General features: G+C 66.7%; 25 protein-coding genes. 15 read left to right on the top strand and 10 right to left on the bottom strand.

All coding sequences use genetic code 11. From position 1 onward, the window contains the following. Positions 1-23 precede the first annotated feature (23 nt). The 4 genes from sodB (at position 24) to kdoO (ending at position 5145) form a co-directional block, all read left to right on the top strand. Entirely contained in the window at positions 24-602 is a 579-nt protein-coding gene (gene sodB, locus AC3RCG_RS08095) for a superoxide dismutase [Fe] (RefSeq protein WP_071078930.1), read from the top strand. Between the two features lie 125 nt (positions 603-727). Then, positions 728-3694 (top strand): sensor histidine kinase, encoded by a 2967-nt coding sequence (locus AC3RCG_RS08090; RefSeq protein ID WP_409026978.1) that lies wholly within the window; start codon positions 728-730, stop codon positions 3692-3694. 125 nt (positions 3695-3819) lie between these two features. Next, positions 3820-4191, top strand: a complete 372-nt coding sequence (locus AC3RCG_RS08085) for a lysozyme inhibitor LprI family protein (RefSeq protein WP_326457592.1) — start codon at positions 3820-3822, stop codon at positions 4189-4191. A 78-nt stretch (positions 4192-4269) separates the two neighbouring features. Then, a complete protein-coding gene (kdoO, locus tag AC3RCG_RS08080) occupies positions 4270-5145 on the top strand; it encodes a Kdo hydroxylase KdoO (protein ID WP_409026979.1) in 876 nt (291 codons plus the stop codon). A 34-nt stretch (positions 5146-5179) separates the two neighbouring features. Here the strand turns inward: kdoO and AC3RCG_RS08075 are convergent, their stop codons facing one another. Continuing rightward, positions 5180-6778 (bottom strand): CYTH and CHAD domain-containing protein, encoded by a 1599-nt coding sequence (locus AC3RCG_RS08075; protein WP_409026980.1) that lies wholly within the window; start codon positions 6776-6778, stop codon positions 5180-5182. A 120-nt stretch (positions 6779-6898) separates the two neighbouring features. Here AC3RCG_RS08075 and mgrA point away from each other — a divergent pair, with 120 nt between their 5' ends. Together mgrA and AC3RCG_RS08065 are read left to right on the top strand one after the other, a co-directional pair. Beyond that, a complete protein-coding gene (mgrA, locus tag AC3RCG_RS08070; protein ID WP_070224627.1) occupies positions 6899-7939 on the top strand; it encodes an L-glyceraldehyde 3-phosphate reductase in 1041 nt (346 codons plus the stop codon). 75 nt (positions 7940-8014) lie between these two features. Next, a complete protein-coding gene (locus tag AC3RCG_RS08065; RefSeq protein WP_409026981.1) occupies positions 8015-8500 on the top strand; it encodes a hypothetical protein in 486 nt (161 codons plus the stop codon). On the opposite strand, the gene AC3RCG_RS08060 is transcribed toward AC3RCG_RS08065, so the two are convergent. The 3 genes from AC3RCG_RS08060 to AC3RCG_RS08050 all read right to left on the bottom strand — a co-directional run bounded on the left by AC3RCG_RS08060 (position 8485) and on the right by AC3RCG_RS08050 (position 9811). Next, positions 8485-8961: a DUF2244 domain-containing protein gene (locus AC3RCG_RS08060; RefSeq protein ID WP_409026982.1), complete on the bottom strand. Its 477-nt coding sequence runs from the start codon at positions 8959-8961 to the stop codon at positions 8485-8487. The two genes, AC3RCG_RS08065 and AC3RCG_RS08060, sit on opposite strands and share 16 nt — an antisense overlap. 87 nt (positions 8962-9048) lie before the next feature. Next, positions 9049-9366 (bottom strand): hypothetical protein, encoded by a 318-nt coding sequence (locus AC3RCG_RS08055; protein ID WP_409026983.1) that lies wholly within the window; start codon positions 9364-9366, stop codon positions 9049-9051. A gap of 115 nt (positions 9367-9481) precedes the next feature. After that, complete coding sequence (locus tag AC3RCG_RS08050; RefSeq protein ID WP_070312067.1) at positions 9482-9811, bottom strand: hypothetical protein; 330 nt, start codon at positions 9809-9811, stop codon at positions 9482-9484. Positions 9812-10097: 286 nt separating this feature from the next. On the opposite strand from AC3RCG_RS08050, the gene AC3RCG_RS08045 reads away from it, so the two are divergent. The 7 genes from AC3RCG_RS08045 (at position 10098) to AC3RCG_RS08015 (ending at position 16719) form a co-directional block, all read left to right on the top strand. Continuing rightward, complete coding sequence (locus AC3RCG_RS08045; protein ID WP_071650291.1) at positions 10098-10415, top strand: DUF4148 domain-containing protein; 318 nt, start codon at positions 10098-10100, stop codon at positions 10413-10415. A gap of 132 nt (positions 10416-10547) precedes the next feature. Then, on the top strand, positions 10548-11960 hold the full coding sequence (locus AC3RCG_RS08040; RefSeq protein ID WP_492403664.1) for an efflux transporter outer membrane subunit: 1413 nt from the start codon (positions 10548-10550) through the stop codon (positions 11958-11960). Positions 11961-12024: 64 nt separating this feature from the next. Continuing rightward, positions 12025-12531, top strand: coding sequence for a MarR family winged helix-turn-helix transcriptional regulator (locus AC3RCG_RS08035; RefSeq protein WP_070224646.1), 507 nt, complete (start codon positions 12025-12027; stop codon positions 12529-12531). A gap of 10 nt (positions 12532-12541) precedes the next feature. Continuing rightward, positions 12542-14686, top strand: a complete 2145-nt coding sequence (locus AC3RCG_RS08030) for an FUSC family protein (protein ID WP_492403666.1) — start codon at positions 12542-12544, stop codon at positions 14684-14686. Continuing rightward, positions 14676-14876: a DUF1656 domain-containing protein gene (locus AC3RCG_RS08025; RefSeq protein WP_070224633.1), complete on the top strand. Its 201-nt coding sequence runs from the start codon at positions 14676-14678 to the stop codon at positions 14874-14876. The genes AC3RCG_RS08030 and AC3RCG_RS08025 overlap by 11 nt, the downstream gene beginning before the upstream one ends. 38 nt (positions 14877-14914) lie before the next feature. Further along, positions 14915-15811 carry an efflux RND transporter periplasmic adaptor subunit gene (locus tag AC3RCG_RS08020; protein ID WP_492403669.1) on the top strand — a complete coding sequence of 299 codons (897 nt, stop codon included), beginning with the start codon at positions 14915-14917 and terminating at the stop codon, positions 15809-15811. Then, a complete protein-coding gene (locus tag AC3RCG_RS08015; RefSeq protein WP_492403671.1) occupies positions 15808-16719 on the top strand; it encodes a LysR family transcriptional regulator in 912 nt (303 codons plus the stop codon). Before AC3RCG_RS08020 ends, AC3RCG_RS08015 begins: the two co-directional genes overlap by 4 nt. 9 nt (positions 16720-16728) lie before the next feature. On the opposite strand, the gene AC3RCG_RS08010 is transcribed toward AC3RCG_RS08015, so the two are convergent. The 5 genes from AC3RCG_RS08010 to AC3RCG_RS07990 all read right to left on the bottom strand — a co-directional run bounded on the left by AC3RCG_RS08010 (position 16729) and on the right by AC3RCG_RS07990 (position 20816). Then, entirely contained in the window at positions 16729-17259 is a 531-nt protein-coding gene (locus AC3RCG_RS08010; protein ID WP_492403673.1) for an ester cyclase, read from the bottom strand. 136 nt (positions 17260-17395) lie between these two features. Next, a complete protein-coding gene (locus tag AC3RCG_RS08005; protein WP_492403675.1) occupies positions 17396-18142 on the bottom strand; it encodes an SDR family oxidoreductase in 747 nt (248 codons plus the stop codon). An 81-nt stretch (positions 18143-18223) separates the two neighbouring features. After that, positions 18224-18448, bottom strand: coding sequence for a hypothetical protein (locus AC3RCG_RS08000; RefSeq protein WP_436498984.1), 225 nt, complete (start codon positions 18446-18448; stop codon positions 18224-18226). Positions 18449-18462: 14 nt separating this feature from the next. Then, positions 18463-19134, bottom strand: a complete 672-nt coding sequence (locus tag AC3RCG_RS07995; RefSeq protein WP_070219418.1) for a thiol:disulfide interchange protein DsbA/DsbL — start codon at positions 19132-19134, stop codon at positions 18463-18465. Positions 19135-19280: 146 nt separating this feature from the next. Next, the gene (locus AC3RCG_RS07990) at positions 19281-20816 is read right to left on the bottom strand and encodes a TonB-dependent receptor domain-containing protein (RefSeq protein WP_492403678.1); all 1536 of its coding nucleotides are present in this window, start codon (positions 20814-20816) and stop codon (positions 19281-19283) included. Positions 20817-21040: 224 nt separating this feature from the next. Here AC3RCG_RS07990 and AC3RCG_RS07985 point away from each other — a divergent pair, with 224 nt between their 5' ends. Together AC3RCG_RS07985 and AC3RCG_RS07980 are read left to right on the top strand one after the other, a co-directional pair. Next, positions 21041-23293 carry a M1 family metallopeptidase gene (locus AC3RCG_RS07985; protein WP_492403680.1) on the top strand — a complete coding sequence of 751 codons (2253 nt, stop codon included), beginning with the start codon at positions 21041-21043 and terminating at the stop codon, positions 23291-23293. Continuing rightward, positions 23290-24174 (top strand): hypothetical protein, encoded by an 885-nt coding sequence (locus AC3RCG_RS07980; RefSeq protein ID WP_492403682.1) that lies wholly within the window; start codon positions 23290-23292, stop codon positions 24172-24174. Before AC3RCG_RS07985 ends, AC3RCG_RS07980 begins: the two co-directional genes overlap by 4 nt. Here AC3RCG_RS07980 and AC3RCG_RS07975 read toward each other — a convergent pair whose 3' ends face one another. Then, positions 24175-25065 carry a LysR family transcriptional regulator gene (locus AC3RCG_RS07975; protein ID WP_492403683.1) on the bottom strand — a complete coding sequence of 297 codons (891 nt, stop codon included), beginning with the start codon at positions 25063-25065 and terminating at the stop codon, positions 24175-24177. Between the last annotated feature and the right edge of the window lie 71 nt (positions 25066-25136).

Here is a 25136-nt window from a genome sequence, read left to right as displayed (position 1 = left end):
TACTCACCATAAAGGGACATCACATGGAACATACTCTGCCACCACTGCCGTATGAAATGGACGCTCTGGCGCCGCATATTTCGAAAGAAACCCTGGAATACCACTATGCCAAGCATCACCAGGCGTATGTCACCAACTTGAACAACCTGATCAAGGGTACCGAGTTCGAGAACCTGTCGCTGGAAGAGATCATCAAGAAATCGTCGGGCGGCATCTTCAACAATGCAGCGCAAGTATGGAACCACACCTTCTACTGGAACGGCATGAAGCCGGCCGGCGGCGGCGCGCCTACGGGTGCCGTGGCTGACGCGATCAACGCCAAATGGTCGTCGTTCGACAAGTTCAAGGAAGAATTCACCAAGTCGTGCGTGGGCAACTTCGGTTCGGGCTGGACCTGGCTGGTGCAAAAAGCCGACGGCTCCGTCGACATCGTCAACACCTCGAACGCCGGCTGCCCGCTGACCACCGGCGACAAGCCGCTGCTGACCTGCGACGTCTGGGAACACGCCTACTACATCGACTACCGCAACCTGCGCGCCAAGTACGTGGAAACGTTCTGGGGCCTGGTCAACTGGGAATTCGTTGCCAAGAACTTCGCGTAAGCGGTCCTTGTCAACGTAGGGCGAAAAAAGCCTGCGCCATCCCGCGCAGGTTTTTTTTCGCCTGCTGAAAAGCAGGACGCTGCGCTACAATCACTGCCCTGCCACCGCTATCTCCCTCTGCACCGATGTCCGCTCGCCTGCTGCGCCGCCTGTTGATGTTGCCCCTGCTGGCGTGCCACCTGCACGCGTGCGCGGCCGCCCCCCTGCTGTCCGACTACACCCACAATGGCTGGGGCGCCTTGCAAGGGGCGCCCGTCGACGTGCTCAAATTCGCCCAGGGCAAGGATGGCTGGCTGTGGATCGCCACGGCCACCGGCTTGTACCGCTACGATGGCGTGCGCTTCGACCGCGTCGACAGCGTGTACGGGCACCGCCTGCCATCGAGCAATGTGCTGGGCCTGGCCACGCCGCCGGACGGTGCCGTGTGGGTCGGCTACCGTCTCGGCGGCGTCAGCGTCTTTCGCCAGGGTGGCGCGCGCACCTACCGCGAAGCGGACGGCTTGCCGCCGGGCGCCGTGTTCCATATCGAGGCAGCGCCCGACGGCGCCATCTGGGTCGGCACGCGCGATGGCGCGGCGCGCCTGGCGCCCGGCGCGGACCGCTTCGTCGCGCAAGCGGCCAACGTGGGCCTGCCCGACAAGCGCGTGTACCAGATCCTGTTCGGGCGCGATGGCACGCAGTGGATGGGCACCATGCATGGCGTCTTTTTCCGCAAGCCGGGCCAGGCGCGCTTTTCCCATGCCTGGCCGCGCACCATGCTCACCAGCATGGATGAAGCGCCCGATGGCGCCATCTGGGCCGTCGACACGCACAGCAATTACTACCGCGTGCGCACCAGCGCGCCGCGCGGCGATGCGCCCATCCGGCCCGACGCCAGAGGCAACGGCATCCGCTTCGACCGCGCCGGCACCATGTGGCTGATGACACCCGATGGCATCGAACGCAAGTTCGACCCTGCCGGCCCCAGTCTGCCGGCCCAGCGCCTGACGCGCCAGAACGGCATCAGCGGCCCGCTGCCGCAAACGTCGTTCCAGGACCGCGAGGGCAATCTGTGGTTCGGCACCTCGACGGGCCTGGACCGGCTGCGACCGAACCGCCTGCAGACCTTGCCCGTCGCCGTGCCCTTCGACCACCCTGGCATGCTGCCGGGACCCGATGGCGACGTGTGGATCGGCGACTACGTGAGCGACGTGCGCAGCTTTACGGCCGACGGGATGAAAAAAGTGATCTTGAAAGGGGCGCTGGCGGCCAGCCACTGGGCGCCCGACGGCACGCTGTGGCTGGGCAACGAGCAGGAGCTGCACCATCGCGCACGCGACGGCACGATGACGCGCGTGACAGCGCCCGTGCAAGGACTCGATCCGCAGGCGCTGCAGCAGGACCGCTCGGGCGCCCTGTGGGCCTCGTTTTCCGGCGGCGGCCTGTTTCGCCTGAGCGAAGGAAAATGGATCGCGAACGGCGGCCTGTCCGGCCTGCCGGCGGTGCTGACCACGGCCATGGCGATCGATGGCGCCGGCACCGTCTGGCTGGGCCATGCCGACAATACGGTCAGCCTGGTGGCCGACGGCCAGCGCGCGGGCGCCGTCAGGCGGCTCGGCGCGGCCGAGGGCCTGCAGGTGGGCACCGTGCTGCAGCTGTACCGCGATGGCGACGCGATATGGGCCGGCGGCGAAAACGGCGTGGCCCTGTACCGCGCCGGGCGCTTCCACACCTTGCGCGGCGCGCGCGGCGCGGCGTTTCGCGGCGTGTCGGGCATCGTGCGCCTGCCGGACGGCGACCTGTGGCTGCATGGCGCGGACGGCATCGACCATATCGGCGCCGCCAGCCTGGCCGCGTGGATGCGGGACGGCAGCGCCGTCGTCTCGGAACACTTCGACGCGCTCGACGGCTTGCAGGGCCATGCCTCGCAGCTGCGCCCCGTGCCTTCTCTGATCCATGCGCCCGATGGCAAGCTGTGGTTCTCCACCTCGGCCACCATCGCCATGCTCGACCCGCTGCATATCCGCCGCAATCGCCTGCCGCCGCCGGTGCAGATCCACAGCTTGCTGGCCAATGGCGCGCGTTACGCGCTCGACGATGGCAAGCCGCTGCAGCTGCCGCAAGGCAGCAAGACCCTGCAGATCGGCTTCACGGCGCTGAGCCTGTCGATGCCGGAACGCGTGCGCCTGCGCTACCGGCTGGCGGGCGTGGACGCCGGCTGGCAAGAGGCGGTCGGGCGCCGCGAGGCGTACTACACCAACCTGGCACCGGGCAGCTACCGCTTCGACGTCACGGCCGCCAACGAAGACGGCGTGTGGAACACGCAGGGAGCCAAGCTCGACATCGTCATCGCGCCCGCCTTCGTGCAGACGCCGTGGTTCGTCGTGCTGCTGGCGCTGGGCGCCGCGCTGCTGCTGTACGGCGGCTATGTGCTGCGCATCCGCCATCTGACGCGCAACATGCAGGAACGGCTGCAGGAACGCTTGCAGGAGCGGCTGGCCGAACGCTCGCGCATCGCCCGCTCGCTGCACGACACCCTGCTGCAAAGCGTGCAGGGCCTGATCCTGTCGTTCCATGCGCATGCGGACATGCTGCCCAAGGGCACGCGCGAACGGGCGCGCCTCGACGGCACCCTCAACCTGGCCGACCAGCTGCTGATCGAAGGCCGCGACCAGATCATGGATTTGCGCGCCTCGGCCGAACCGGACGAACTGCGGCTGGCGCTGCAGCAATTCGGCAAGGGCCTGGCCGAGCACCGCGCGCACGCCTTCACCGTGCACGTCAGCGGCAGCTGCCGGCGCCTGCAGCCGCGCGTGCATGACGAGGTCTATGCCATCGCGCGCGAAGCGCTGTTCAACGCCTCGCGCTATGCCGAGGCGGCAAACATCGTGCTGGAACTCGACTATGCGGAGCAGGCATTCACCCTGCGCGTGCGCGACGACGGCTGCGGTCTCGATGACGCCGTGGCGCAAACGGGCCAGCGGCCCGGCCACTGGGGCCTGGTCGGCATGCGCGAGCGCGCCGCCGGCATCGGGGCCAGCCTGCGCATCGACAGCCGGCCCGGCGCCGGCACGCAGATCGAAGTGAGCGTGCCGGGCCGCCAGGCCTACTGACGGTGCCGGCGGGGCTGACGGAGCACGCCCGCAAGCGTCCGCGGGCGGGAGAGAAAATGTTATACGATGCGCAAGAGCGCCGTCTTGCTCACCGATCCTGCCCCACCACTTTCTGAAAGCCCGCCATGAAAAAATGCATCCTTGCCCTGCTCGTGTTTGCTTCCGGTTCCGCCTTCGCCAACTCGGCCTGCGACACGCCGCGCAACGACTTCGACGGCCTGTATTGCCTCAACAAGGTGTACCAGGAAGCGGACAAGGAACTCAACGCCAACTACAAGACACTCGCCGCCAAGCTCGATGCCGGCGGCAAGCAAAAGCTGAAATCGGGCCAGCTGGCGTGGATCGCCAACCGCAACGACGCCTGCTCCAAACGCGAATCGTCGGGTTTCTATGTGAATCTCGATTGCGCCACCAAGACCACCATCGAACGCGCGCAATTCCTGCAGGACCGCGTGCGCGAATGCGTGAGCGCCGGCTGCCAGAACAGCAAACTGTGATGTAAGTCTGCGCAAGCGCAAACGGGAGCGGGCGGCAAGCGCCCATACTGGCCGCTCCGATGTTTCCCCGTCTGTGCCATGAGCAAACTCATCGATATTTCCCTGGACCGGTGGGACGCCAGCGGCAGCGCCGCGCAGCAGGCGGCGGCGCTGCAGGCACTCGAAGATGGGCAAGTCGTGCTGCTGCCCCGCCTGGGCTTTTCCCTGCAACCGGAAGAGCATGCCCTGCTGAACGGCGCTGTGGGTAGCGCCAGCAGCGCCAAGAACATCAGCTGGGAACCGTCACGCGGCGTGCGCGGCCACGGCGATGCCTGCGATGCGGCCCTGCTGGCCGCGCTGATGCAACGTTATGCGCAGCACACGCAGCGCTTGCTGGCCGGCTTGCTGCCCGGCTATGTTCCCCATCTGCAGCAAGGCAAGGGCAGCTTTCGCCCCGTGGAAATCGCCGGCCGGGTGACGTCCTGGCGCAAGGACGATACGCGCCTGCACGTCGACAGTTTCCCCTCCTCACCCACGCAGGGCCGGCGCATCCTGCGCGTCTTCACCAACATCGATCCGCGCGGCGCGCCCCGCGTGTGGAAACTGGGCGCGCCGTTCGAACAGGTGGCGCAGCATTTTTTACCTCTTGCAAAGCGTCCGCAGCCCGTGCTGGCGGCGCTGCTGCACCGGCTGCGCATCACCAAGTCGCGGCGCACGGCCTACGATCACTACATGCTGCAGCTGCACGACGCCATGAAGGCCGATCTCGCTTACCAGGCGCAGGCGGAGCAGCACACCCATGCATTCGCGCCGGGCCAGACGTGGATCGTCTTCAGCGATGCCGTATCGCATGCCGCCCTGCGGGGACAGCATGCGCTCGAGCAAACCTGGCTGCTGCCCGTGCGCGCCATGGCCGCCCCCCACAAATCGCCGCTGGCCATCCTCGAGCGCCAGTTGCAGCGGCCGCTGGCCTAGCCTGGCCTGGGCTCGCGCCCCGATAAAAGCGGATTCAGGCCGGCAAGCGGGCCGCCTTGAAGCGCCGCCAGGCCTTGTGCATGCGGCCATCGCTGCCATCGGTCTGCGCGCGCGCCGCCAGATAGCCGCGCACGAAGGCCGCGTGCAGCCGCAAGCCGTCCTGGGCGGACTGGTCAGCCTCGTCGGCCTGGCCAGCCTGAACTTCGGGCAATTGCTGCAGCAGCCGGTCGGCCACCTGCACATCGTTGAGCCAGCCCAGTTCATCCTGCAAGGCCGACAAGCGTCCCACATACGGTTTCACGGCCCGTCCCGCAAACAGCGAGGCAAAGAATTCCGTCGCATAGCGCGTCTTCTTGGCCGCGATGCGCACTTGATGGCGCTGCTGCGGCGTGGCATGCAGCAGGCGCTTGCCGCGCTTCATCAGGCGGCGCTGGTCCTTGCGCAGGGTGGCGCGGGCAAACGGCGACACGCGCGCATCGAGGCGCCGCAATTGGCGCGCGGAACAGCCATCGCGCCAGGCGCGCGCCTGCAGCCAGCGCTGCAAGCCCAGCATGCAGGCCGTGTAGCGCGCCGAGGTGACGGCCTGGGCGGCTTGTTGGTGCTTGAGCCGCGCCTGCGCGTGCGCCGCCTGTGCCAGCGCCGCCGCATCGGCCTGCGCCTCGCCATCGAGCTGCGCCAGGGTATTGCCAGCCAACACATCCCAGTCGCGCGCCTCGCCCAGCGCGCCGCCCAGCCAGTCGAGTTCGGCCTTCAAGGCGTCCGGCAAGGCCAGCAGGGACTTGAACATGCCCAGCGCCGAGCGCAAACGGCGCAGTCCCACGCGCATCTGGTGCACGCTTTCCACATCCTCGCCCGCCGCCACGCCATCCTGGTTGCCGCTGACCTGTTCCAGGCAATTGCCGGCGATGGCCACAAACACTTGCTCCACCGACATGGCCGCGTCCAGCGCCAGCGGTTGCGCCTTGACGGCTTGCAAGGGGGTCGATGCCGCCAGCCGGTAACCGCGTTCCGCCTTGCTCATGTGGCCCAGCTGCAGCGGCACGTCCTGCAGCAGCGCCAGCGCCACGTCGAACAGGCTGGAAGCTTGCCCCTGCTTCAATTCCAGTTCGACCTCGCTGACGGGCACGCTGTATACGGTACCATCGGCACCATCGGCACCATCCGCGCCGCTTTCAATGACACCCTGGTCCAGCACGCATTCGATCTGGTCGCCCTGCGGCGTGCGCAGCTGCCAGACGGTGCGCTCGATGCGTGTGGTAAACACGGGCTGCAAAGCGTCGCGGACGGCGTCCCGGCGCAGCAGCGCGCGGATGGGCTGCTTGCGGCCGATGGCCGAGTCGAGCGCGGCCAGATCCGGCTGCGGCCCCGGCACGTCGCCTTCCCATTCGTGGCGGCTGTGCAGGCCGCCGTTGACGGTGCCGCCCGCCTTCAGCGTTTGCACCCAGCGCCCGTCCACCTGTCGCACGCGCAAGCCCGCGTGGTGGCGGCACAGCTGCAAATCGGGCGTATCGACATAGATATCGTGCATCTGCAGCACCTGCGGCGCACCTTGCGCAGCCTGCGCCAAGAGCGGGTGGGCGCGCAGACGGGGCGCGTCCTGCGGCGCCAGCAGCAATTTCAATTCGATTTCCATGTCCGCTCCTTGCGAGATTCCTGAACGCCCATTGTAAGGCGCGTCCCGCCGCGCGCAAGGCGCACGCACGCACACCTTGATTTTGCGCCAAAATAGGCGATTCATTTACAAGGAGACGCCATGACCTATCACGCCGCCGAGAACCGCTACGACAGCATGCCATACCGCACGTGCGGGCGCAGCGGGCTGAAATTGCCGCTGCTGTCCCTGGGACTGTGGCATAACTTTGGCGACAGCAACAATCTGGCTTCGCAGCGCGATATGCTGCGCACCGCGTTTGACCTGGGCATCACGCATTTCGACCTGGCCAATAACTACGGCCCGCCGTATGGCAGCGCGGAAAGCAATTTCGGCAAGCTGCTGCGCGACGATTTTTTACCGTACCGCGATGAGCTGATCATTTCCACCAAGGCGGGCTGGGACATGTGGCCGGGTCCGTACGGCCAGGGCGGCGGTTCGCGCAAATATGTGCTGGCCAGCCTGGACCAGAGCCTGCAACGCCTGGGTCTCGACTACGTCGACATCTTTTACTCGCACCGCTACGACGCCGACACGCCGCTGGAAGAAACCATGGGCGCGCTGGCGACCGCCGTGCAGCAGGGCAAGGCACTGTACGTGGGCCTGTCGTCGTATTCGCCGCAAAAGACGGCCGAGGCGGCCGCCCTGCTGAAGGAATGGAAAGTGCCGTGTTTGATCCACCAGCCTGCCTACAATATGCTCAACCGCTGGATCGAGGAAGACGGCTTGCTCGACACGCTGCAAGAGCAGGGCATGGGCTGCATCACGTTCACAGCGCTGGCGCAGGGTTTATTGAGCGACAAATACCTCGATGGCGTGCCGCAGGATGCGCGCGTCAACCGCCCCGGCGGCGGTTCGCTGACGCAACAGCACTTGAGCGCGGAAAACCTGGCCCGCGTGCGCGCCCTGAATCAGATCGCCGCGCAGCGGGGCCAGACCCTGGCGCAGATGGCGCTGGCCTGGGTGCTGCGCGATCCGCGCGTCACTTCGACCCTGATCGGCGCGAGCAGCAGCGCGCAAATCCGCGAAAACGTGGCCGCGCTGCAGCAGTTGTCATTCACGGCCGACGAGCTGGCCGCCATCGACGTGCAGGCGCGTGAAGGCCATATCAATCTGTGGGAAGGCCCGTCGCGGGCCACCTGAGGATCGTCCCCCGCTTGTGGCGGCGGCAGCCAGCAGGTAGACTGCCGCCTCCCACGACATCCGCGACAAGGTTCCATGCAAGTCATCCCTGCCATCACCGTCTGTTTACTGCTTTCCTGTACGGCCCCTGCCAGCGCGGCCAATTATTGCGACTCGCCGCAATGGTCGATCGTGCATAACAAGAGCTACGACGAGGTCATGCAGATTGCCACGAAGCGCGACAAGATCCGCGACGCCGAATGCAGTTTTACCGATGTGATCCTGCGCATCCAGAACGAGGAGGCCGGCATCGGGCGCTATCCGGGCATCCTGCTCATCGCCGACGCGCAGGATGAACGCTTCGTCGTCACCAGCCGCGTCGGCGCCTACACCATCTTCAGCTACCGCTATAACGACAAGCGCCTGCTGCAGTTTGCCATGAAGGATCACAGCTGGGAGGAAGGCGAAGCGTTCCAGGCCGGCGCCTACAAGATTACCGGCGTCAAGGAGTTCAAGACCATCACGGGCTTTCCCGCCACCTTGCTGGTAGTACAGACTTTCCAGTTTTACGGGCCCAAATAGGGCGGCAGCAGCGCGCCCAGCTCCTGCGCCACTTGCCGGCGCCGCTCGGGCGTGGCGAACACGCCCACCGCCACATGACGGGTAGCATCACACATATCGTTGATGTGTATCAATTGGTGCGGCCCTTGCGGCACTTCGACGCGCGTGCGCCATGGCGAAAAGTGGTGGCGCCGGCAGCGGCCGGCGCTGACCTGTTCGACGATCAGCTCGCCGTCGCGCAGGGCGATGTGTTCATAGTCGCGCGCGTGGCGCAGGTAGTGCAGCAGAGCGGCGGCCACCAGGCCCAGTTCGGCGAACGAAAAGACGGGAATGGTCCAGAGGCCGCGCAGCGCAAAGGCGGCGGCAATGACGAGGGAAAACAGGCATAGCAAGCCATAGGCGCGCAGCAACTGGCGCGCCGTCAAGGCACTGTGGCGCGCGAGCAGCCATTGCGGCTGCTCGCGCGAGTGATCGCGTGGCATGGCGCCTCCCGCACTATCGCTCCATCACCGCGGCGGCCTTCGCCGCCGCCAGGTTCCGCCAGATCGTTCAGCCAGCGTGCGCCCGGGTCAGGCGCCCATCCTCACCAGCGCGTGGCCCACGTGCTGCCACCAGTGATCGCGCGACTTGACCTGTTTCAGGCAAGACGTGTCGATTTCCGTCGGAAACACGCGATCCTGGCACGCCTTCGTTTCCAGGGCATAGCGCTGGTTTTCCGCCGCCGCCAGGGCCACGACCAGCCAGAACGCCAGCGCCAGCAAGACCACCAGCGCACTCCAGGCCAGGTGATTGGTGTTACTTTTTTCGCCAAAAAACTCGCGCGGCCGCGTCTCGCGGTACATCGACATCAAGCCTTTTTCTTTCTCTTCCGACATCTGCGTTTGCATCCTCTGACATCCTATCCTGTGCCGGCCGGCTGGCCATGGCGGCGCGCACGCCGCCTTGCCAGCATTTTACGCTGATGGCGCCAGAACGGCGGCAATTTGCGGCCGGCCGCCGGCATCAGGGGCGCGGCGCTGGCGCCTGGGGAACGCCGGGTTCGCCATCGCCCTCCTCTGCGGGCCGCACGGGCGCCAGGCTTTCCACATGATCGACATCGATATCGCCGCCGTCGGGCGCCGTACTGCGCGGCTCCACGCCGGCCCGTTCGCCCGTGCCGGCCGCATCGCTGTCGTTATCGAGTTCTTCCGCATCCTGGCCGGGCACGCCCTGCATGTCGCTGCCGCTGTCGGAACTGTCGCTGGGACCGAGCGCGCCCTTGCCATGGCCGGAGCCCAGAACGCGGTCGGGCGTGACGGGCAAATTGTCCGGATCGAGTGTGCTGCTGCTCATGGCTGACTCCCGTTAACAAAAAAACCAGCTTACTCTCCTGGCCAGTCCAGTGGCGCACGGCTGCCCGACCTTTTCCGAGGGGAAAATGCGGCGGCGCACAACTATTTTCATAAATTACTTCACAAATGTACTATTCATTGCTATAGTTAATCCAAGTAAGCATCTTCTCATCCAGAAATTGCTTCATCGGCGGCACGGCGCCCACCAGCGCCATGCCGCCGAACCGACCGGTACGTGGCGATCCGGCCCATCCACCCAGCCATCATGCACATTTTGGAGTCTTCTCATGCAAGCCAAATCACTCATCGCAGCATTGTTTGCCATTACCACCGCTACTTCGGCGTTTGCCCAGAGCGCCGCGCCTGCCGCTGCCAGCCAGCAACTCACGCGTGCTGACGTCACGGCCGAATACATCCGTGCCCGCAACGCCGGCGAAATCGCCACCAGCGAAGTCGACTATCCGAAAACGCCGGCCACCGCCGCCAGCAAAGTGACGCGCGAACAAGTCATGGCCGAGTTCTACGCCGCCCGCAAGGCTGGCCTGATCCCGCAAACGGAAGCGGACTTTGATGTCGCACAAACGGCCAAGCACGTCGTGCAATAAGAAACCAGTCAGCCGGTTTCAGTCAGTAACAACTCAGTTGCGGCGCAGCACTCGGGCCACTCCCGAAGCTCCCCGCGGCGAGCTGTGATACCCCAGCAGCACCCCCAACACTACCTCTCCCGGAGTCCCTGCATGTCCCTGCACCGCCGTTTGCTTGCCGCCAGCCTGATCCTTGCCTTGAGCGCTTGCGCCGACATGGGCCATATCGCGCCGCAATCGGCCATGCTCGACGCCAACAAGCTGCAGGCGAGCCAGGCCATGGATGCGGCCGCCAGCGCCGCCATACAATGGCCGCGCACGCAATGGTGGCAAGACTTGCACGACCCGCAATTGAACCGGTTGATGGACCAGGCGCTGGCCGACAGCCCCACCCTGCGCGGCGCCCAGGCGCGCGTGCGCCAGGCCGAGGCGCTGGCCGGCGCGGCCGAGGACAAGACCCGCCCGCAGGCGGACGCGAACGTCTCCATCAACCGCGAACTGTATTCGCAGCACGGCAGCACGCCGGCGCCGCTGGCCGGCAACTACGCGTGGCGCAACCAGGCCACCGTCACGGCCTCGTACGACCTGGACCTGTGGGGCCGCAACCGCGCCGCCCTGTCCGCCGCCCTGGGCGACGTGCAGATGGCGTCGGCCGAATCTCAGATGGCCCGCCTGGCCCTGGAAACGGCGCTGGTGCGCACCTACATCCAGCTGTCATACGAATTCCAGCTGCAGGACGTGATCGAGCGCAGCCTGGCGCAGCGCGCCCGCATCCTCGACATCACGCGCCAGCGCAAGGCCGCCGGCATCGGCACGGACATTGACGTGGCGCAAATCGAAACCACCTTGCCTGCCGGCCGGCGCCAGCTGGAGCAGTCGGCCGAATCGCTGGCCCTGCTGCGCAACCAGCTGGCCGCACTGGCGGGCAAGGGTCCGGCGGCCGGCGCGGCGCTCACGCGCCCCGTGCTGCGCCTGGACCAGCCGCTGGCCATTCCCGCCGCCCTGCCGGCCGACCTGATCGGCCGCCGGCCCGACATCGCCGCCCAGCGCTGGAGAGTCGAAGCGGCGGCGCAGCGCATCGACGCGGCCAAGGCCGAGTTCTACCCGAACGTCAACCTGGTGGCGTTCGCCGGTTTCCAGGCCTTCGGCTTCAGCCACTTTCTCGACGCCAACTCGGAGATCCGCGGCGCCTCTCCCGCACTGAGCCTGCCCATCTTTGCCGGCGCCCGTTTGCGCGCCCAGCTGGGCAGCCAGACGGCCGTGTACGACGGTGCAGTGGAGCAGTACAACGCCACCGTCATCAATGCCATGTCGGATGTGGCCAACGCCGTCACCCGCGCACAGTCGCTGGCCAAACAGCATCAGCTGACCGTGCAGGCGCTGGCCACGGCGCAGCGCGCGCGCGACCTGGCGGAAAAAGCGTACAAGGCGGGCATGAGCGACGCCATCGCCATGCTCAACACGCAAGTGGCGCTGCTGGCGGAAGAACAGCAGCAGGCGCAAAATGGGGCGCGCGAGCTCGATCTGTACGTTTCCTTGATGAATGCATTGGGAGGCGGTATCTAGACTCGCGTTGCCATAGCCCAACAAGATACAATCGGAACTTTATTGACACATGAAGGAATATGACATGACCGCTTTTGACGCCACCTCCAAGCGGCTGCAAAACATCCGCACGCGCATGCCAGGCTTCCCCATGGAACTGATGCGCCTGCTGCGCATGACGTACCACATCCAAAAAGGCATGAAGGACTTGACCAATGCCGCGCTGAAAAAGCACGACCTGGTCGATGCCAGCTACATGGTGCTGGCCGTGCTGTACGGCACGGACGACGAAACCTCGAACGCCTGCACCCTAGGCATGGCGTGCCATGAAAAGCCGGCCAACCTGACGCGCGTGTGCAACGACCTGGAAACGCGCGGCCTGATCCACCGCGGCACGCGCCCCGGCGACCGCCGCTCCGTGATGATCTCGCTGACCGACAAGGGCCGCGCGCTGATCGAAACGGCGCTGCCCGACGTGTACCAGGAAACCTCGGCCCTGTACGACGGGTTCACGGAAGAAGAGCTGCAAGTGCTCGACAAGCTGTACATGCGCCAGCTGCGCAACCTCAACAATCTCAACAACCAGAACTGATAGCCTATCGATGACGCCAGCCACAGCAACAAAACCCACATATGGCCCCCTGAACCGGGCGGCCCACTGGCTGGCGCAGGCGCTGCAGGACTGGCGCGCGACGGAAGGCGAACGCTGGATCTACGTCGGCAAGAACCTCATCGCATCGTTCTGCGCGCTGTGGCTGGCCTACCGCCTGGGCCTCGATTCGCCGAGCACGGCGATGACCACCACCATCATCCTGGCCCTGCCCAGCAGCGGCATGGTGCTGGAAAAAAGCTTTTACCGCCTGTGCGGCACCCTGCTCGGATGCACGGCCGCGCTGACCCTGATCGGCCTGTTCCCGCAGCAGCCCGTGCTGCTGTTCGCCGGCCTGGCCCTGTGGGTGGGCCTGTGCACGAGCGGCTCGGCCCTGCACCGCAACGCCCAGTCCTACGTGTACGTGCTGGCCGGCTACACGGCCTGCATGATCGTGCTGCCCGCCATCGAACAGCCGATGCAGGTATTCTCGCTGGCCGTCACGCGCGTGGCTGAAGTGAGCCTGGGCATCATCTGCTCGGCCGCCGTCTCCAGCGTGCTGCTGCCGCGCCACCAGGGCACGCAGGTGATGCGCACGGTGCAGGCGCGCTACGGCAAATTCCTCGCCTTCTGCCATGACGTGCTGCAGCAAAAGCTCACGCCGGCGCAGGTGGAACTGACGCATCTGCAGTTCGCCGCCGACGTGGCGGCGCTGGAACTGGGCCGCTCGGCCGCGCTGTTCGAAGTGACCAGCAAAGTGAGCCACGTGCGCGCACAGAACCGCAAGCTGCATGCCTTCAACGCCACCTTCATGACGGCGCTGACCACCTTCTATACCTTCCACCGCCTGTTCGACCGCCTGCAGCGCGATGGCGAAACCCAGGTCATGCAGGCGTGCGCGCCCCTGTACGCCATCGTCGCCGAGGCGCTGCAAACGACGCCTTCGCAAGACTCGCTCGACACCATGCAGCGGCATTTGCAGGCGGCGCTGGCGCAGGCGCGCGCGGACATCGACGGCGCGGCCATCGTGCATGCGCAGCGCATCGACTTCGACACCGTGTGCGAGCTGCTCGAGCGCTTCGCGCGCGACATGAGCCGCTTTCACGAAGTGTATTTCAGTCTCGTGCACGACACGCCGCTCGACGTGAGCACGCCGCAGGCATATGCGCCGAAGACGCCGCCCGCGCTGGTGCTCGCCAGCGGCGCGCGCGCCGGCATCAGCCTGGCCCTCCTGGCGCTGGGCGCCTACTTCCTCGCCTGGCCCTACGCCAGCACGGCGATGCTGATGGCGGCCGTGTTCTGCGCGCTGGCCTCGTCCTCGCCGCGCCCCATCATGATGATCCGGCAAGTGCTGACGGGCTTTTTGATCGCCATGCCCCTGTCGCTCGTCTGCGTGTATTTCGTGCTGGTGCACGGCGACGGCTTCCCCATGCTGGTGCTCAGTTTTGCGCCCTTCCTCGCCCTCGGCCTGTACCTGATGACGAATCCGGCCAAGCTGGGCGTGGGCCTGGGCGTGTCCACCTTCATCACGCAGATGGCGCCGACGAATCTGATGCACGTCGACGGCGCGGCCTTTTTGAACACGGGCATGGCGCTGATCGTCGGCCTGATGCTGGCCGCCCTCGTGTTTGCCGTGCTGCTGCCCGAGCACACGATGGGCCACAAGGACCATATCGGCCCGGCCCTGTGGCGCGAAGCGCTGCAGGCGTGCACGGCGCCGGCGCGCCGGGTCAAGCATCGCTTCGACAACCGCGTGCGCGACCTGCTCAGCCAGCTCAATGCGGCGGCCGGGCCGGCGCCGGGCGAGGCCACGCGCGCCGTCGTGCGCCAGGCCCTGACCCTGCTGGAAATCGGCCATTCCGTGATCGAATTGCGCGAACTGATCGCGACCGCCCGCCCGGGCGCCACGCGCCATGCGCTGCAGCAGTGCGTGGACGGCATCGCCGCCTGGCTGCGCACGCGCGGCGATGCGCAACTGCAGGCGGCGCTGGCCGCCACCCTGCAGGCGGGCGCCGTGGTGCGCGCGGCGCAAACGCAAGCCGATGCGACAGCCGAACGCAGCGCGCGCCTGCAGACGGCGCTGGCCGACCTGCATTCCATCTACACCTCATTACTCGACCATATGGCGCCTGGCGCCGGAGACCACCATGCCGCGTGAATTCGCCCTGTTCGGAATTCTGATTCCTACCCTGCTGCCCCTGTTCATCCTCAGCATCGGACTGCAAACCCTGCTCGACCGCGTGCTGGGCTGGCTGGGCGTGTACCGCATGGTGTGGCACCCGTCGCTGGCGCGGCTGTGCATCTTCATCGCCATCTTCGGCGCGCTCGCTCTATCGCTTTACAAATAAAAAAAACTGTTCAACCTGATCAAGGAAAGGCTGCCGACATGGTAAGCAAACTGACCCGCTATGCAATCACCCTGCTGCTATTGGCCGCAGCCCTGTGGATAGGCAAGACCGTCTGGGACCGCTACATGGAGTCGCCATGGACGCGCGACGGGCGCATCAAGGCCGACATCGTCAACATCAGCGCCGACGTGGCCGGCACCGTCACGGACGTGCTGGTGCGCGACAACCAGGTGGTGCAAAAAGGCGACGTGCTGTTCGTCGTCGACAAGGAACGCTACACCAGCGCGCTGGCCCAGGCCGACGCCGTGCTGGCCGCGCAAAAAACGGAAATGGGCCGCCGCGGCAAGGAAGCGCAGCGCCGCGCAGGCCTCGACGCCAGCATCATCTCGACGGAAAGCCGCGAAAGCGCCGCCTACGCCGCCAGCTCGGCCTCGTCGCAAGTGCAGGCCGCCGTGGCCGCGCGCGCGCTGGCGCAACTGAACCTGGAACGCACCACCGTGCGCGCCCCCGTCAGCGGCTACGTGACGAACCTGAACGTGCACAAGGGCGATTTTGCCGCCGTCGGCGCGGCCAAGCTGGCCGTCATCGACAGCGCCTCGTACTACGTCGTCGGCTACTTCGAAGAGACCAAGCTGGGCATGCTGGCGCAGGACGACAAGGCGGAAATGAATCTGATGAGCGGCGGCACCCTGCACGGCCACATCGAGAGCATCGCGCGCGGCATTACCGACCGCGACGCCGCCACGGGCCGCGAACTGCTGGCCGACGTCAATCCCACCTTCAACTGGGTGCGCCTGGCGCAGCGCGTGCCCGTGCGCATCCACATCGACGAGCAGCCGAAGGGACAGTTGCTGGTAGCCGGCACCACCTGCACCGTGGTGATCACGCCCCATTCGGCACCGGCGCCGAAACCGGCGGCGGCGCACCCCGCATGATGCGCGGCGGCGCCGGGCGCCTGGCGGAAATCGCCCTGTTCCTCGACGCTGCGGTGCTGGGCAGCTTTTCCGCCGCCGGCCGCAAGCACGGCCTGTCGCCGGCCGCCGCCAGCGCCGCCATCGCGCGCCTGGAAACGGCGCTGGGCGCCACCCTGTTCGAGCGCACCACGCGCCAGCTGCGCCTGACGGAAGAAGGTTTGCACTACCGCCAGTACAGCGAACAGGCGCTGGACTTGCTGGCGCAGGCCGAAGACGGCTTGCACGCGGGCGGCGGCGCCGTGCGCGGCATGGTACGAATCTCGGCGCCGTCCGACATCGGCCGCCAGCTGCTGCTGCCCATGCTCGACCGCTTTGCCGCGCTGCACCCGCAGCTGCGCCATGCGCTGACCCTGACGGACATGACGGCCAATCTGGTGCAGGACGATATCGACCTGGCCATCCGCTACGGCGAGCTGCCCGACAGCGACATGGTGGCGCGCCTGCTGCACCGGGGCCGGCGCGTCGTGTGTGTGGCGCCCGCGCTGGCCGCCAAGGTGGGCGTGCCGGCCGCGCCGCGCGACCTGACACAGCTGCCGACGCTCGTGCTCACGGCCGGCGACGGCGCGCCGCAGGAATGGCGCTACCGCGAAAACGGCAAGCGCCACAGCCTGCGCCTGCCGGGGGACTGGCACAGCAACGACGGCGAAATCATCCGCCGCTGGGCCGTGGCCGGCCATGGCTACGCCTACAAATCGCTGCTCGACATCGGCGACGACCTGCGCGCGGGGTGCTTGCAGACGGTGCTCGACGATTATTTTGCCGACAGCGTCCCCCTGAACCTGCTGTACCGGCGCAGCCGCTTCCAGCCGCCGCGCGTCGCCCTGCTGGCCGACTTCCTCGTGCAGCAGTTCGCCGCGCTGCAAGCCTGACGGCCGCCCTTACCGCGGCAGCACGCCCAGCTGGCGCAGCAGGGTCAGGTTGTCTTCCAGGTGCCAGTTGTCGCTGATGCGCCCTTGCGCATTGACACGGTACAGATCAAACGCATGGAAATCGACGGCTTGTCCCTGCCCCTGCAAGGGTCCCTGCGGCGTGGGGAAGACACCCGTGAAGCGGCCCGTGAAATGCAGGCGCAAAGTCACCCGGTCGCCCGCCACCAGCATCTCCTCGATGGCCACCTTCAAGTCCGGCACGGCCGCGTGGAACGCCTGCGACGCCTGCAGCGGGCCGGCCAATCCCTGCGGGCGGCCGGCAGGCAAGGTACGGTCCGTAAAATCGTCGGCCAGCGCCAGGCGCGCCAGGGCCGGGTCGCCGCTTTCCCAGAACGCGGCATAGCGGCGCGCGGCCAGCGCCACCGCGGCGTCGGCTTTCGCGCCGGACAAGTGGGCGGGCAGGGGCAGATTGATGGCGGCATGGGCCGGCGCGGCGGCCAGCAGGGACAGGGCCAGGATGGCGGGAGCAAAAGCGGACATGGTGGTTCCAAATGAGTTGATCGGCGTGCGCATGGCACACCGTCATTCTGGACTCGCTTGCCCTGCTTGATAATTGGCCCCGCGCTTGAAGCAATTGCTTGCAAGGGTTGAAAATAAGTTGAAAATGCGTTGAAAATCAGCGCCCGCCCGCCACGTCGAGGATGCTGCCCGTCACATAGCTGGCGCCCGGCCCCAGCAGGTACAGGATGGCATCGGCGATTTCTTCCGGCTGGCCACCGCGCTGCATGGGCACGCCCGATGCCAGGCGCGCCACCCGTCCCGGTTCGCCGCCCGAGGCGTGGATGTCCGTGTAGATGATGCCGGGCCGCACGCCGTTGACGCGGATGCCTTCGGCCGCCACTTCCTTCGCCAGCCCCAGGGTCAGGGTATCGACGGCGCCTTTCGAGGCCGCGTAGTCGATGTATTCGTCCGGGGAGCCGATGCGCGCCGCCACCGACGAGACATTCACGATGCGTCCGCCCTGCCCGCCGCTCGCCGTCGACATGCGCCGCACGGCCTGCTGGCAGCACAAAAAGTAACTGATCACGTTGGTGCGCAGCACGCGTTCGAGGCGCTGCGCGGACATGTCGACCAGCCGGCATTTCTGCTCCAGCACGCCCACATTGTTGACCAGCGCCGTGAGCGTGCCCAGGCGCGCATCGACTTCATCGAACAGGCGCGCCACGTCCGCCTCGTCGCTGACGTCGGCCTGCACGGCGATGGCCTCGCCGCCCGCCGCCGCGATGCGCGCGCACAGTTCCCCGGCCGCCTGCGCATCGCGCACATAGTTGATGCAGACGGCATAGCCCTGGCGCGCCGCCAGCAGCGCCGTCGCCGCGCCGATGCCGCGGCTGCTGCCCGTAATCAGGATCACTTCCTTCATTGTTCCTCCTTGGTGGTTGTCACATCATCATACGCGGACGAAAAAAAACCCGCGCAAGGCGGGTTTTTCTGGCAGGCGCATTCAATTTCGGAAGTGCGTCATGGCGTAAGTCAGGTGCTGCCACCAGTGTTCGCGCGTCTGCACGGACGCCAGGCATTTCGCATCGACCTCGTTCTTGAACGCGGGGTCCACGCAAGCCTTGCTGGCCAGCGCATTGCGCTGATTTTCCACGTTGACGATGGCAATCGACAACCACGCCACGAGGGCGACGGCCAGCACGCACAGGGTCCAGGGCAGCTGTTTCATGGTGTTCTCCAGTGTTACTTCTTCGCTGGCGCGGGAGCGCGCTCTTTCAGGACGCGCGCCACCAGTTCATCCATCACGCGCAGGGTCGCCGCCTGGGTTTGCGGCTCGGACTGGCCAGGACGCGACAACTGCGCCGGCGACGTCACGAAGCGGCCGTCGATGACGATGGTCGGCGCGCTGTCGATCTTGCTGGCCGCGATCAGTTGCTCGTTGCGTTTCAGCTTGGTCTGCACGCCGAAGGAATTGAACATGTCCAGGTATTTCGCCTTGTCGATGCCGTTCTTGACCAGCAAGTCGAGGATGGCGTCATCGCGGTTCAGACGATTGCGCTCGACGTGGATGGCGCGGAAGATCTTGTCGTGGAACTGGTCCAGCTGGCCCATCGCTTCCAGGGTGGCGTAGGCGTGCGCCTGCGGATCCTTCGGACCCGAGAAGGCCAGGTGGATGCGGCGGAAGGCGATCTTGTCGCCCTGCTTCTTGACCCAGTCGTGCATCAGCGGATCGAGCGCGTAACAATGCGGGCACGAGTACATGAAGTACTCGACCACTTCCACCTTCTTGCCCGTGTCCGTGCGCACTGGCGTCGGGAGCGTGGTAAAGCCGGTATCGGCCGCCATGGCGCCGCCGGTGGCCGCCACCAGGGTGACGGCGGCAAGCAGGGGACGCAAGAAACGCAGAAAACGCATAATAATCCTTCATCATAAGTGGTCGTGAACGGGGCGAGATTACCACTTTTTGCGCCGGGCGATGAACCCCGGGCGGAAAAAAGGCGCTTTTGCGCGCTCCGTTTGCGCCCGATTAAGCCGCTCTTAAGCGCCGCCGTGCCGCTGCCTCAGAAATGGTAGCGCGCGGCCACGCGCAACTGGCGCGCATCATTGAGGTAAATGCTGGAGCGGCAACCCGGCGCATCGCCGTAATGGCGGCGGTTGGCCAGGTTGCTGCCGGCCAGCTCCAGCTCCCAGGCGCCCAGCTTGCGCACATAGCGCCCGTCCACGGTGGCGAACGCGGGCACTTGCGCCAGGCAGCTGCCGGCGAAATCGGGGCCGTAGCGCAGGGCGCGCAGCCATTGCACGCCTACGTCGGCACTGACGCCGCCCTGCCCCGTCCAGTACAGGCGCAGGCTCGCCAGGGTTTTCGGCACGAGCGCGATGTCCGGGCCGTCATAGGCGTAATCGTCATAGCGCGCATGCACTTGGCGCAGCTGAGCGTCGAAGCGCCAGTCGCGCGCCAGCGCCATGCCGGCCTCGATGGCGATGCCTGCGCGGCGCGAGGGATCGAGGTTGCCCGCAAAGCCCAGCTGGCCCAGGTTCTGGTCGAAGACGATCTGGTTGCTCAGGCGCTCGCTGAACACGCGCAGGGAAGCGCTACGCGCCGCGTCGCCGTAGGTGGCGCCCACTTCCATTTCGCGCCGCAGCTGCCCCGCCAGGGGACGGTAGCCGGCGCGGGTATAGCCATCGTCATCGATGCGGTAGCTGCGCGCGGCCCTGGCGTACACGCTCAGCTGCGGGCGCAGCTGCAGGCTGCCCTGCAAGTCCCACGCATTCTGGTTTTCCCAGTCGCTGCCGCCGGCGGGCATGTCGGCCGGGTCGAGCTGGAACTGTTCATGCCGCAGCCCCAGCAGCAGGCGCGGCGCATACAGGCCGCCGAAGGCCAGCTCTTCGCGCAGCAACAGCGCGCGCGAGTACTGGCGCCGCTGCGCATCGCCCGCGCGGCCCGAGCGCCGCTGCCACTGCATCAGGTCCAGGCCCACTTCCGTGTCCGTGCCCACGCCAGCCACCTTGCCGTAATGGCGCAGGCGCGGCGCCAGCTGGCGGCGGCGGCTGCTGTACGTCGATTCGATGCTGCCGTCCTCGCCCGCATAGTGGGCCGTGGCGCGCTTTTCCCGCTGCGACAGTTCCACGCCCAGCTCGAAACTGCCCACATAGCGCTGCACGAAGGCGCTGGCGCGCCGCACCTCATAGCGGTACAGGTCTTCCGGGCGGGCCGCCAGCAAGGACAGGAACGGTGCTTCGGGCGCGGGATAGCGGGTGTCCTGCTTCAGCTGGTCGGCGCTGAAGCCGAAGCGGCCCTGGCGCAGCTTCCATTCCGCGCCGCCGTTGAAGCCGCGCTGGTGAAACACGCTGCCATCGCGGTAATTGCCGTTACGCAGGCCGTCGATGGCCACGTCGAGCGACATGCCGCCCTGGTCGCGCGACAGGGCGCCGCGCATGCTGTGCTGGCCGCCCTGCGCCAGTTCGGCGGACAAGTCGCCGTGCGTGACGCCGTCCACGCCACCATCCGCGCCGTCCTGTGCGCGCGCCGGCATGGCCAGGGTGCACAACAGCAAGATGCGCGCGGCGATGGTCAGGGCGGAAGGGGCAGGCATCATGGCGGAAAGCTGGGTGCGCTACCTGGGCGCGAACGCACGGTAGTAGGAGGATGGCAAAAGCGAATCATTATACGCACGGCGCGCGGCGCCGCAACAGCGAGCTGGGCTCGCCAGCATAATCCATTGCTTATTTGTAATTTTTACAGGTATATTAACGAGCGCCCGGCGATCCTGGGCGCAGCCGACTGCATTTGAAAATCAACAAGTCACTGTGGGAGTCACGCATGGAAAGTCGTAGCACGCCGCGCCGCCGCATTGTCCCCCTCGCGGGCAAGTTCAAAGCCCTTGCCATCGCCGCCCTGCTGCTGGCCGGCCTGGCCCTGCAGGCCGAGCTGTTCGCCCAGCCGGACCAGGGCAAGCCGGCCAGCGCACCCATGCCGCCGGCGCCGTCGGCCGACGGCATCGCCCTCGCCTCGCCGCATGCGGCCGCCGTCACCACGCCCAGCGCCAGCAACGCCTGGGGCGGCGCGCACACGGGCGCGCAAGCGACCCTGTCGGACCGCGTGGTCGACTACCAGATCGAAGCGACGCTCGATCCCGTCAAGCACACGATAGACGGCCAGCAGAAACTGCGCTGGCGCAACCGCAGCGCGCAAGCCGTCAGCAGCGTGTACCTGCACCTGTACCTGAACGCCTTCGAGGGCGAGCATTCGACCTTCTTTACCGAGAAGCGCAAGTTCGATACGGGCTTTCGCTCGGGCGTCGGCACGCGCGACGGCGAGTGGGGCTACATGGAACTGCGCAGCATGACGCAGAACGGCGCCACGGCGCCCTGGCATTTCGTCCAGCCCGACAACGGCCCGGCCACCGACCGCACCGTGGTGCGCGTCGACTTGCCGCAGGCCGTCGCGCCGGGCGCCGAGACGACGCTCGACATGCGCTTCTTCGACCAGCTGCCGCGCGTCATCGCGCGCACCGGCTATTTCGGCAGCTTCCATCTGGTGGGCCAGTGGTTCCCGAAGATCGCCGTGCTGGAACTGCCCGGCGAACGGGGCGCCACCGCGCCGCGCTGGAACGCGCATGAATTTCACCTCAATTCGGAGTTCTACGCCGACTTCGGCCGCTACGACGTGAAGCTGACCGTGCCCAGGGAGTACACGGTGGGCGCCACCGGTGAATTGCAGGGCGCGCCGCAGGAGAAAAACGGCATGCTCACGCACCACTATGTGCAGGGCGACGTGCACGATTTCGCCTGGACGGCCGACAAGCGCAGCGCAGCGCCATTGACGGGCAGCTGGAGCGCCCCTGGCAGCCCGCCCGTGGCCATCAAGGTGCTGTACCCGCCCGAGTATGCGTCGAACGCGGCCCCCGCGCTGCAGGCGGCGAAAGACTCGCTGACATATTTCTCGCGTACCCTGGGCCCGTATCCGTACAAGACCCTGACGGTGGTGATCCCGCCGTTCAATGCGGCCGAAGCGGGCGGCATGGAATACCCGACCTTCATCACGGCCTCGAGCTTCGCCAGCCTGCAGCCGAAGACCCTCGCCGGATTCGGCCTCGACTTCGTCACCATCCACGAATTCGGCCATGGATATTTTTACGGCATCCTGGCCTCGAACGAATTCGAGGAACCGATCCTCGACGAAGGCTTGAACGAGTACTGGGACCAGCGCATGCTGCGCGCGCGCGGCCAGGACATCCACGCCACCACGCCCCTGCTCAAGCGCCTGGGCTTCGCTCCCGCCTTCAAGGTCTTCGAGGCCGAACGCATGGCCGCGCCACGCCAGGATGCGGCCGACCCGCTGGGCCAGAATACGTGGGACCGCCTGCAGGGCGTGGGGCCCGTCTACAGCCGCACGGCCACCACCCTGCGCGACCTGGAAGCGCGCATCGGCAGCGAGGCCATGGAACGGGGCTTCAAGGCCTATTACGAACAGTGGAAATTCCGCCACCCCAGCGTGGCCGACCTGCGCGAAGCGCTGGCCGATGCGACGGGCCAGCGGCGCATCGTGGAACAGGTCTTCGCGCAGCAAGTCCATGCCAGCGCGAATATCGACGACCGCATCGGCAGCTTCACCAGCGAAGAGCAGACGCCGCTGGCCGGCCTGGCGCTGGTGAACGGCAAGCGCGTGGAACGCACGCCCGAGGCGCTGGAAAAAGAAGAGGACAAGGTGCGCGCGACATGGGACAAGGCGCACCCGGACGCCAAGCCCGGCACCGGGCCCTATCCCTATCTGACCAGCGTGGTGCTGCGCCGCCGCGGCGCGCCCGTGCCGCAGGTGCTGCTGGTGAAATTCGCCGACGGCAGCTCCGAACGCATGGTGTGGGACAACGGGCAGCTGTGGCAGCGCTACACCTGGAGCAAGCCCGTGAAGGCCATCTCTGCCGAACTCGATCCCGACCGCGTGCACTACCTCGACGTCAACAAGCTCGATGACAGCCGCACCCTGAAAGCCGACACGTCCGCCGCGCGGCGCTGGAGCCTCGACATCGCCGCCGCCTTCCAATACCTCCTTTCCCTGATCGCCATCGTATGAGCGCCACTTCCACCACACGGGCCGGCGGCCTGACCCTGACCATGCGCGCCAGCCGCGCCGCCCTGCAATGGCGCTTGCTGCTGCTGTGGGCCGGCCTGCTGCTGATCCCGACCATCGTTGCCGTCATTCCCGTCTGGCGCACCTTGAGCGCCAGCCTCGATCAGACCGTGCATGCGGCAGCGCTGGCACAGCGGCTCGACCTGATGACGGTGGCCGACCTGGCCGCCAATGCCAGCCGCAACGGGGCCGCCATCAGCCAGGCCGCCATCGCCGCCATCGGCCTGACCCTGCTGCTGTCGCCGCTGCTGAGCGGCCTGGTGGTGACGGCCGCGCGCGCGCCTGCGCCGCCCGGCTTCGGTGCCCTGCTGACGGGCGCCTTCAGCGAATACGGCCGTATGCTGCGCATGCTGTTGTGGAGCATCGTGCCGCTGGGCGTGGCGCTGGCGATCGGCGCCGGCGCACTGAAACTGGCCAACAAGCATGCGGCGACAGCCATCCTGGAAGCCGACGCCGACCTGGCCCGTCACTTGGCCTTGCTGCTCGCGGGCGTGCTGTTCCTGCTGGCCTGCGCCACGCTCGACGCGGGCCGCGCGGCGCTGGCCGTCGACCGGCGCCGCACGTCGGCCGTCAAGGCCTGGTGGCGGGGTCTGGGCATGCTGCGCCGGCGTCCGCTGGCCTGCCTGGCCATCTACCTCGTCATCACCGTGCTGGGATTGGCCCTGTATGCGCTGCTGGGCGTGGCACGGCTGAACCTGGCCGGCCCCGGTCCGCTGGCCATCGCGGCCAGCTTGCTGGCGACGCAGCTGGCGGCGCTGACGCTGGCGTGGATGCGCAGCGCGCGCCTGTTCGCCCTGATCAACGTCAGGTGTTCAATCGCCTAGTCAGGCCCTCAGGCGCCCTTCATCGGCGAGGAAGTCGATGAAGGTGCGCACCTTCGAGGACAGGTAGCGGCGGCTCGTATAGACGGCGTACACCTTGCCGCCCGCCAGCTTGAAATCGTCGAAGAGGCGCACCAGCCGCCCCGCCGCCAGGTCGTCATCCGTTTGCCACGACGGCAGCAGGGCGATGCCCATGCCGTCGAGCGCGGCCGCGTGCAGCAGGCTTTCGTTATTGCATTGCAGCACGGGCGTAAACTTCACCGTCTCGCGTCCCTGCGGCCCGTCGAAGGCCAGCTCATTGCCGTTCGCCAACAAGGAATAGCTGATCATGGCGTGCTGCGTGAGGTCTTGCGGCAGCTGCGGCCGGCCCGCGCGCGCCAGGTAGGCGGGCGCGGCCACCAGGTGAAAGGCAATGCTGCCGATGGGCCGCGCGATCAGGGCCGGCGACGGCGCCTGGCTCACGCGCAGGGCCAGGTCGAAACCTTCTTCCACCAGGTTGACCACTCTCCCGCTCAAATCGATGTCGAACGTGACTTCCGGGAAGCGCTCGCGGTAAGCCACCAGGGTGCGCGTAAAGATGGCGTTGGCGAACCAGACAGGGGCACTCAGGCGCAGCATGCCGCGCGGCACCACCGTCGTGCGGCCTACCGTCGCTTCCACTTCGTCGAGGTTGTCGAGCATGTCGCGGCACTGTTCAAAATACACCTTGCCGATTTCCGTCAGGCTCAGGTGGCGGCTGCTGCGGTTCAGCAGGCGCGCGCCCAGGTGGCGTTCCAGGTGCATCACGTGCTTGCTGACCATGGCCGGCGACAGATCGAGGCGCTCGCTGGCCCGCACGAAACTGTCCAGTTCCACCACGGCGCGAAACACGCGCATGCTGCGCAAGGTATCCATGACTGCCCAATCATCAACAAAATGGAAATGATATATCAATAATAGCGATCTTGATCAACTGACCGCGCATG

This window comes from Janthinobacterium sp. GW823-FHT01H08 (genome assembly GCF_058797855.1).
This window is presented reverse-complemented; position numbering and strand designations above follow the sequence as displayed.

Coding starts and splice junctions, on each gene's coding strand:
- sodB (WP_071078930.1), top strand. CDS start 24: ATGGAACATACTCTGCCACCACTGCCGTATGAAATGGACGCTCTGGCG.
- AC3RCG_RS08090 (WP_409026978.1), top strand. CDS start 728: ATGTCCGCTCGCCTGCTGCGCCGCCTGTTGATGTTGCCCCTGCTGGCG.
- AC3RCG_RS08085 (WP_326457592.1), top strand. CDS start 3,820: ATGAAAAAATGCATCCTTGCCCTGCTCGTGTTTGCTTCCGGTTCCGCC.
- kdoO (WP_409026979.1), top strand. CDS start 4,270: ATGAGCAAACTCATCGATATTTCCCTGGACCGGTGGGACGCCAGCGGC.
- AC3RCG_RS08075 (WP_409026980.1), bottom strand. CDS start 6,778: ATGGAAATCGAATTGAAATTGCTGCTGGCGCCGCAGGACGCGCCCCGT.
- mgrA (WP_070224627.1), top strand. CDS start 6,899: ATGACCTATCACGCCGCCGAGAACCGCTACGACAGCATGCCATACCGC.
- AC3RCG_RS08065 (WP_409026981.1), top strand. CDS start 8,015: ATGCAAGTCATCCCTGCCATCACCGTCTGTTTACTGCTTTCCTGTACG.
- AC3RCG_RS08060 (WP_409026982.1), bottom strand. CDS start 8,961: ATGCCACGCGATCACTCGCGCGAGCAGCCGCAATGGCTGCTCGCGCGC.
- AC3RCG_RS08055 (WP_409026983.1), bottom strand. CDS start 9,366: ATGCAAACGCAGATGTCGGAAGAGAAAGAAAAAGGCTTGATGTCGATG.
- AC3RCG_RS08050 (WP_070312067.1), bottom strand. CDS start 9,811: ATGAGCAGCAGCACACTCGATCCGGACAATTTGCCCGTCACGCCCGAC.
- AC3RCG_RS08045 (WP_071650291.1), top strand. CDS start 10,098: ATGCAAGCCAAATCACTCATCGCAGCATTGTTTGCCATTACCACCGCT.
- AC3RCG_RS08040 (WP_492403664.1), top strand. CDS start 10,548: ATGTCCCTGCACCGCCGTTTGCTTGCCGCCAGCCTGATCCTTGCCTTG.
- AC3RCG_RS08035 (WP_070224646.1), top strand. CDS start 12,025: ATGACCGCTTTTGACGCCACCTCCAAGCGGCTGCAAAACATCCGCACG.
- AC3RCG_RS08030 (WP_492403666.1), top strand. CDS start 12,542: ATGACGCCAGCCACAGCAACAAAACCCACATATGGCCCCCTGAACCGG.
- AC3RCG_RS08025 (WP_070224633.1), top strand. CDS start 14,676: ATGCCGCGTGAATTCGCCCTGTTCGGAATTCTGATTCCTACCCTGCTG.
- AC3RCG_RS08020 (WP_492403669.1), top strand. CDS start 14,915: ATGGTAAGCAAACTGACCCGCTATGCAATCACCCTGCTGCTATTGGCC.
- AC3RCG_RS08015 (WP_492403671.1), top strand. CDS start 15,808: ATGATGCGCGGCGGCGCCGGGCGCCTGGCGGAAATCGCCCTGTTCCTC.
- AC3RCG_RS08010 (WP_492403673.1), bottom strand. CDS start 17,259: ATGTCCGCTTTTGCTCCCGCCATCCTGGCCCTGTCCCTGCTGGCCGCC.
- AC3RCG_RS08005 (WP_492403675.1), bottom strand. CDS start 18,142: ATGAAGGAAGTGATCCTGATTACGGGCAGCAGCCGCGGCATCGGCGCG.
- AC3RCG_RS08000 (WP_436498984.1), bottom strand. CDS start 18,448: ATGAAACAGCTGCCCTGGACCCTGTGCGTGCTGGCCGTCGCCCTCGTG.
- AC3RCG_RS07995 (WP_070219418.1), bottom strand. CDS start 19,134: ATGCGTTTTCTGCGTTTCTTGCGTCCCCTGCTTGCCGCCGTCACCCTG.
- AC3RCG_RS07990 (WP_492403678.1), bottom strand. CDS start 20,816: ATGATGCCTGCCCCTTCCGCCCTGACCATCGCCGCGCGCATCTTGCTG.
- AC3RCG_RS07985 (WP_492403680.1), top strand. CDS start 21,041: ATGGAAAGTCGTAGCACGCCGCGCCGCCGCATTGTCCCCCTCGCGGGC.
- AC3RCG_RS07980 (WP_492403682.1), top strand. CDS start 23,290: ATGAGCGCCACTTCCACCACACGGGCCGGCGGCCTGACCCTGACCATG.
- AC3RCG_RS07975 (WP_492403683.1), bottom strand. CDS start 25,065: ATGGATACCTTGCGCAGCATGCGCGTGTTTCGCGCCGTGGTGGAACTG.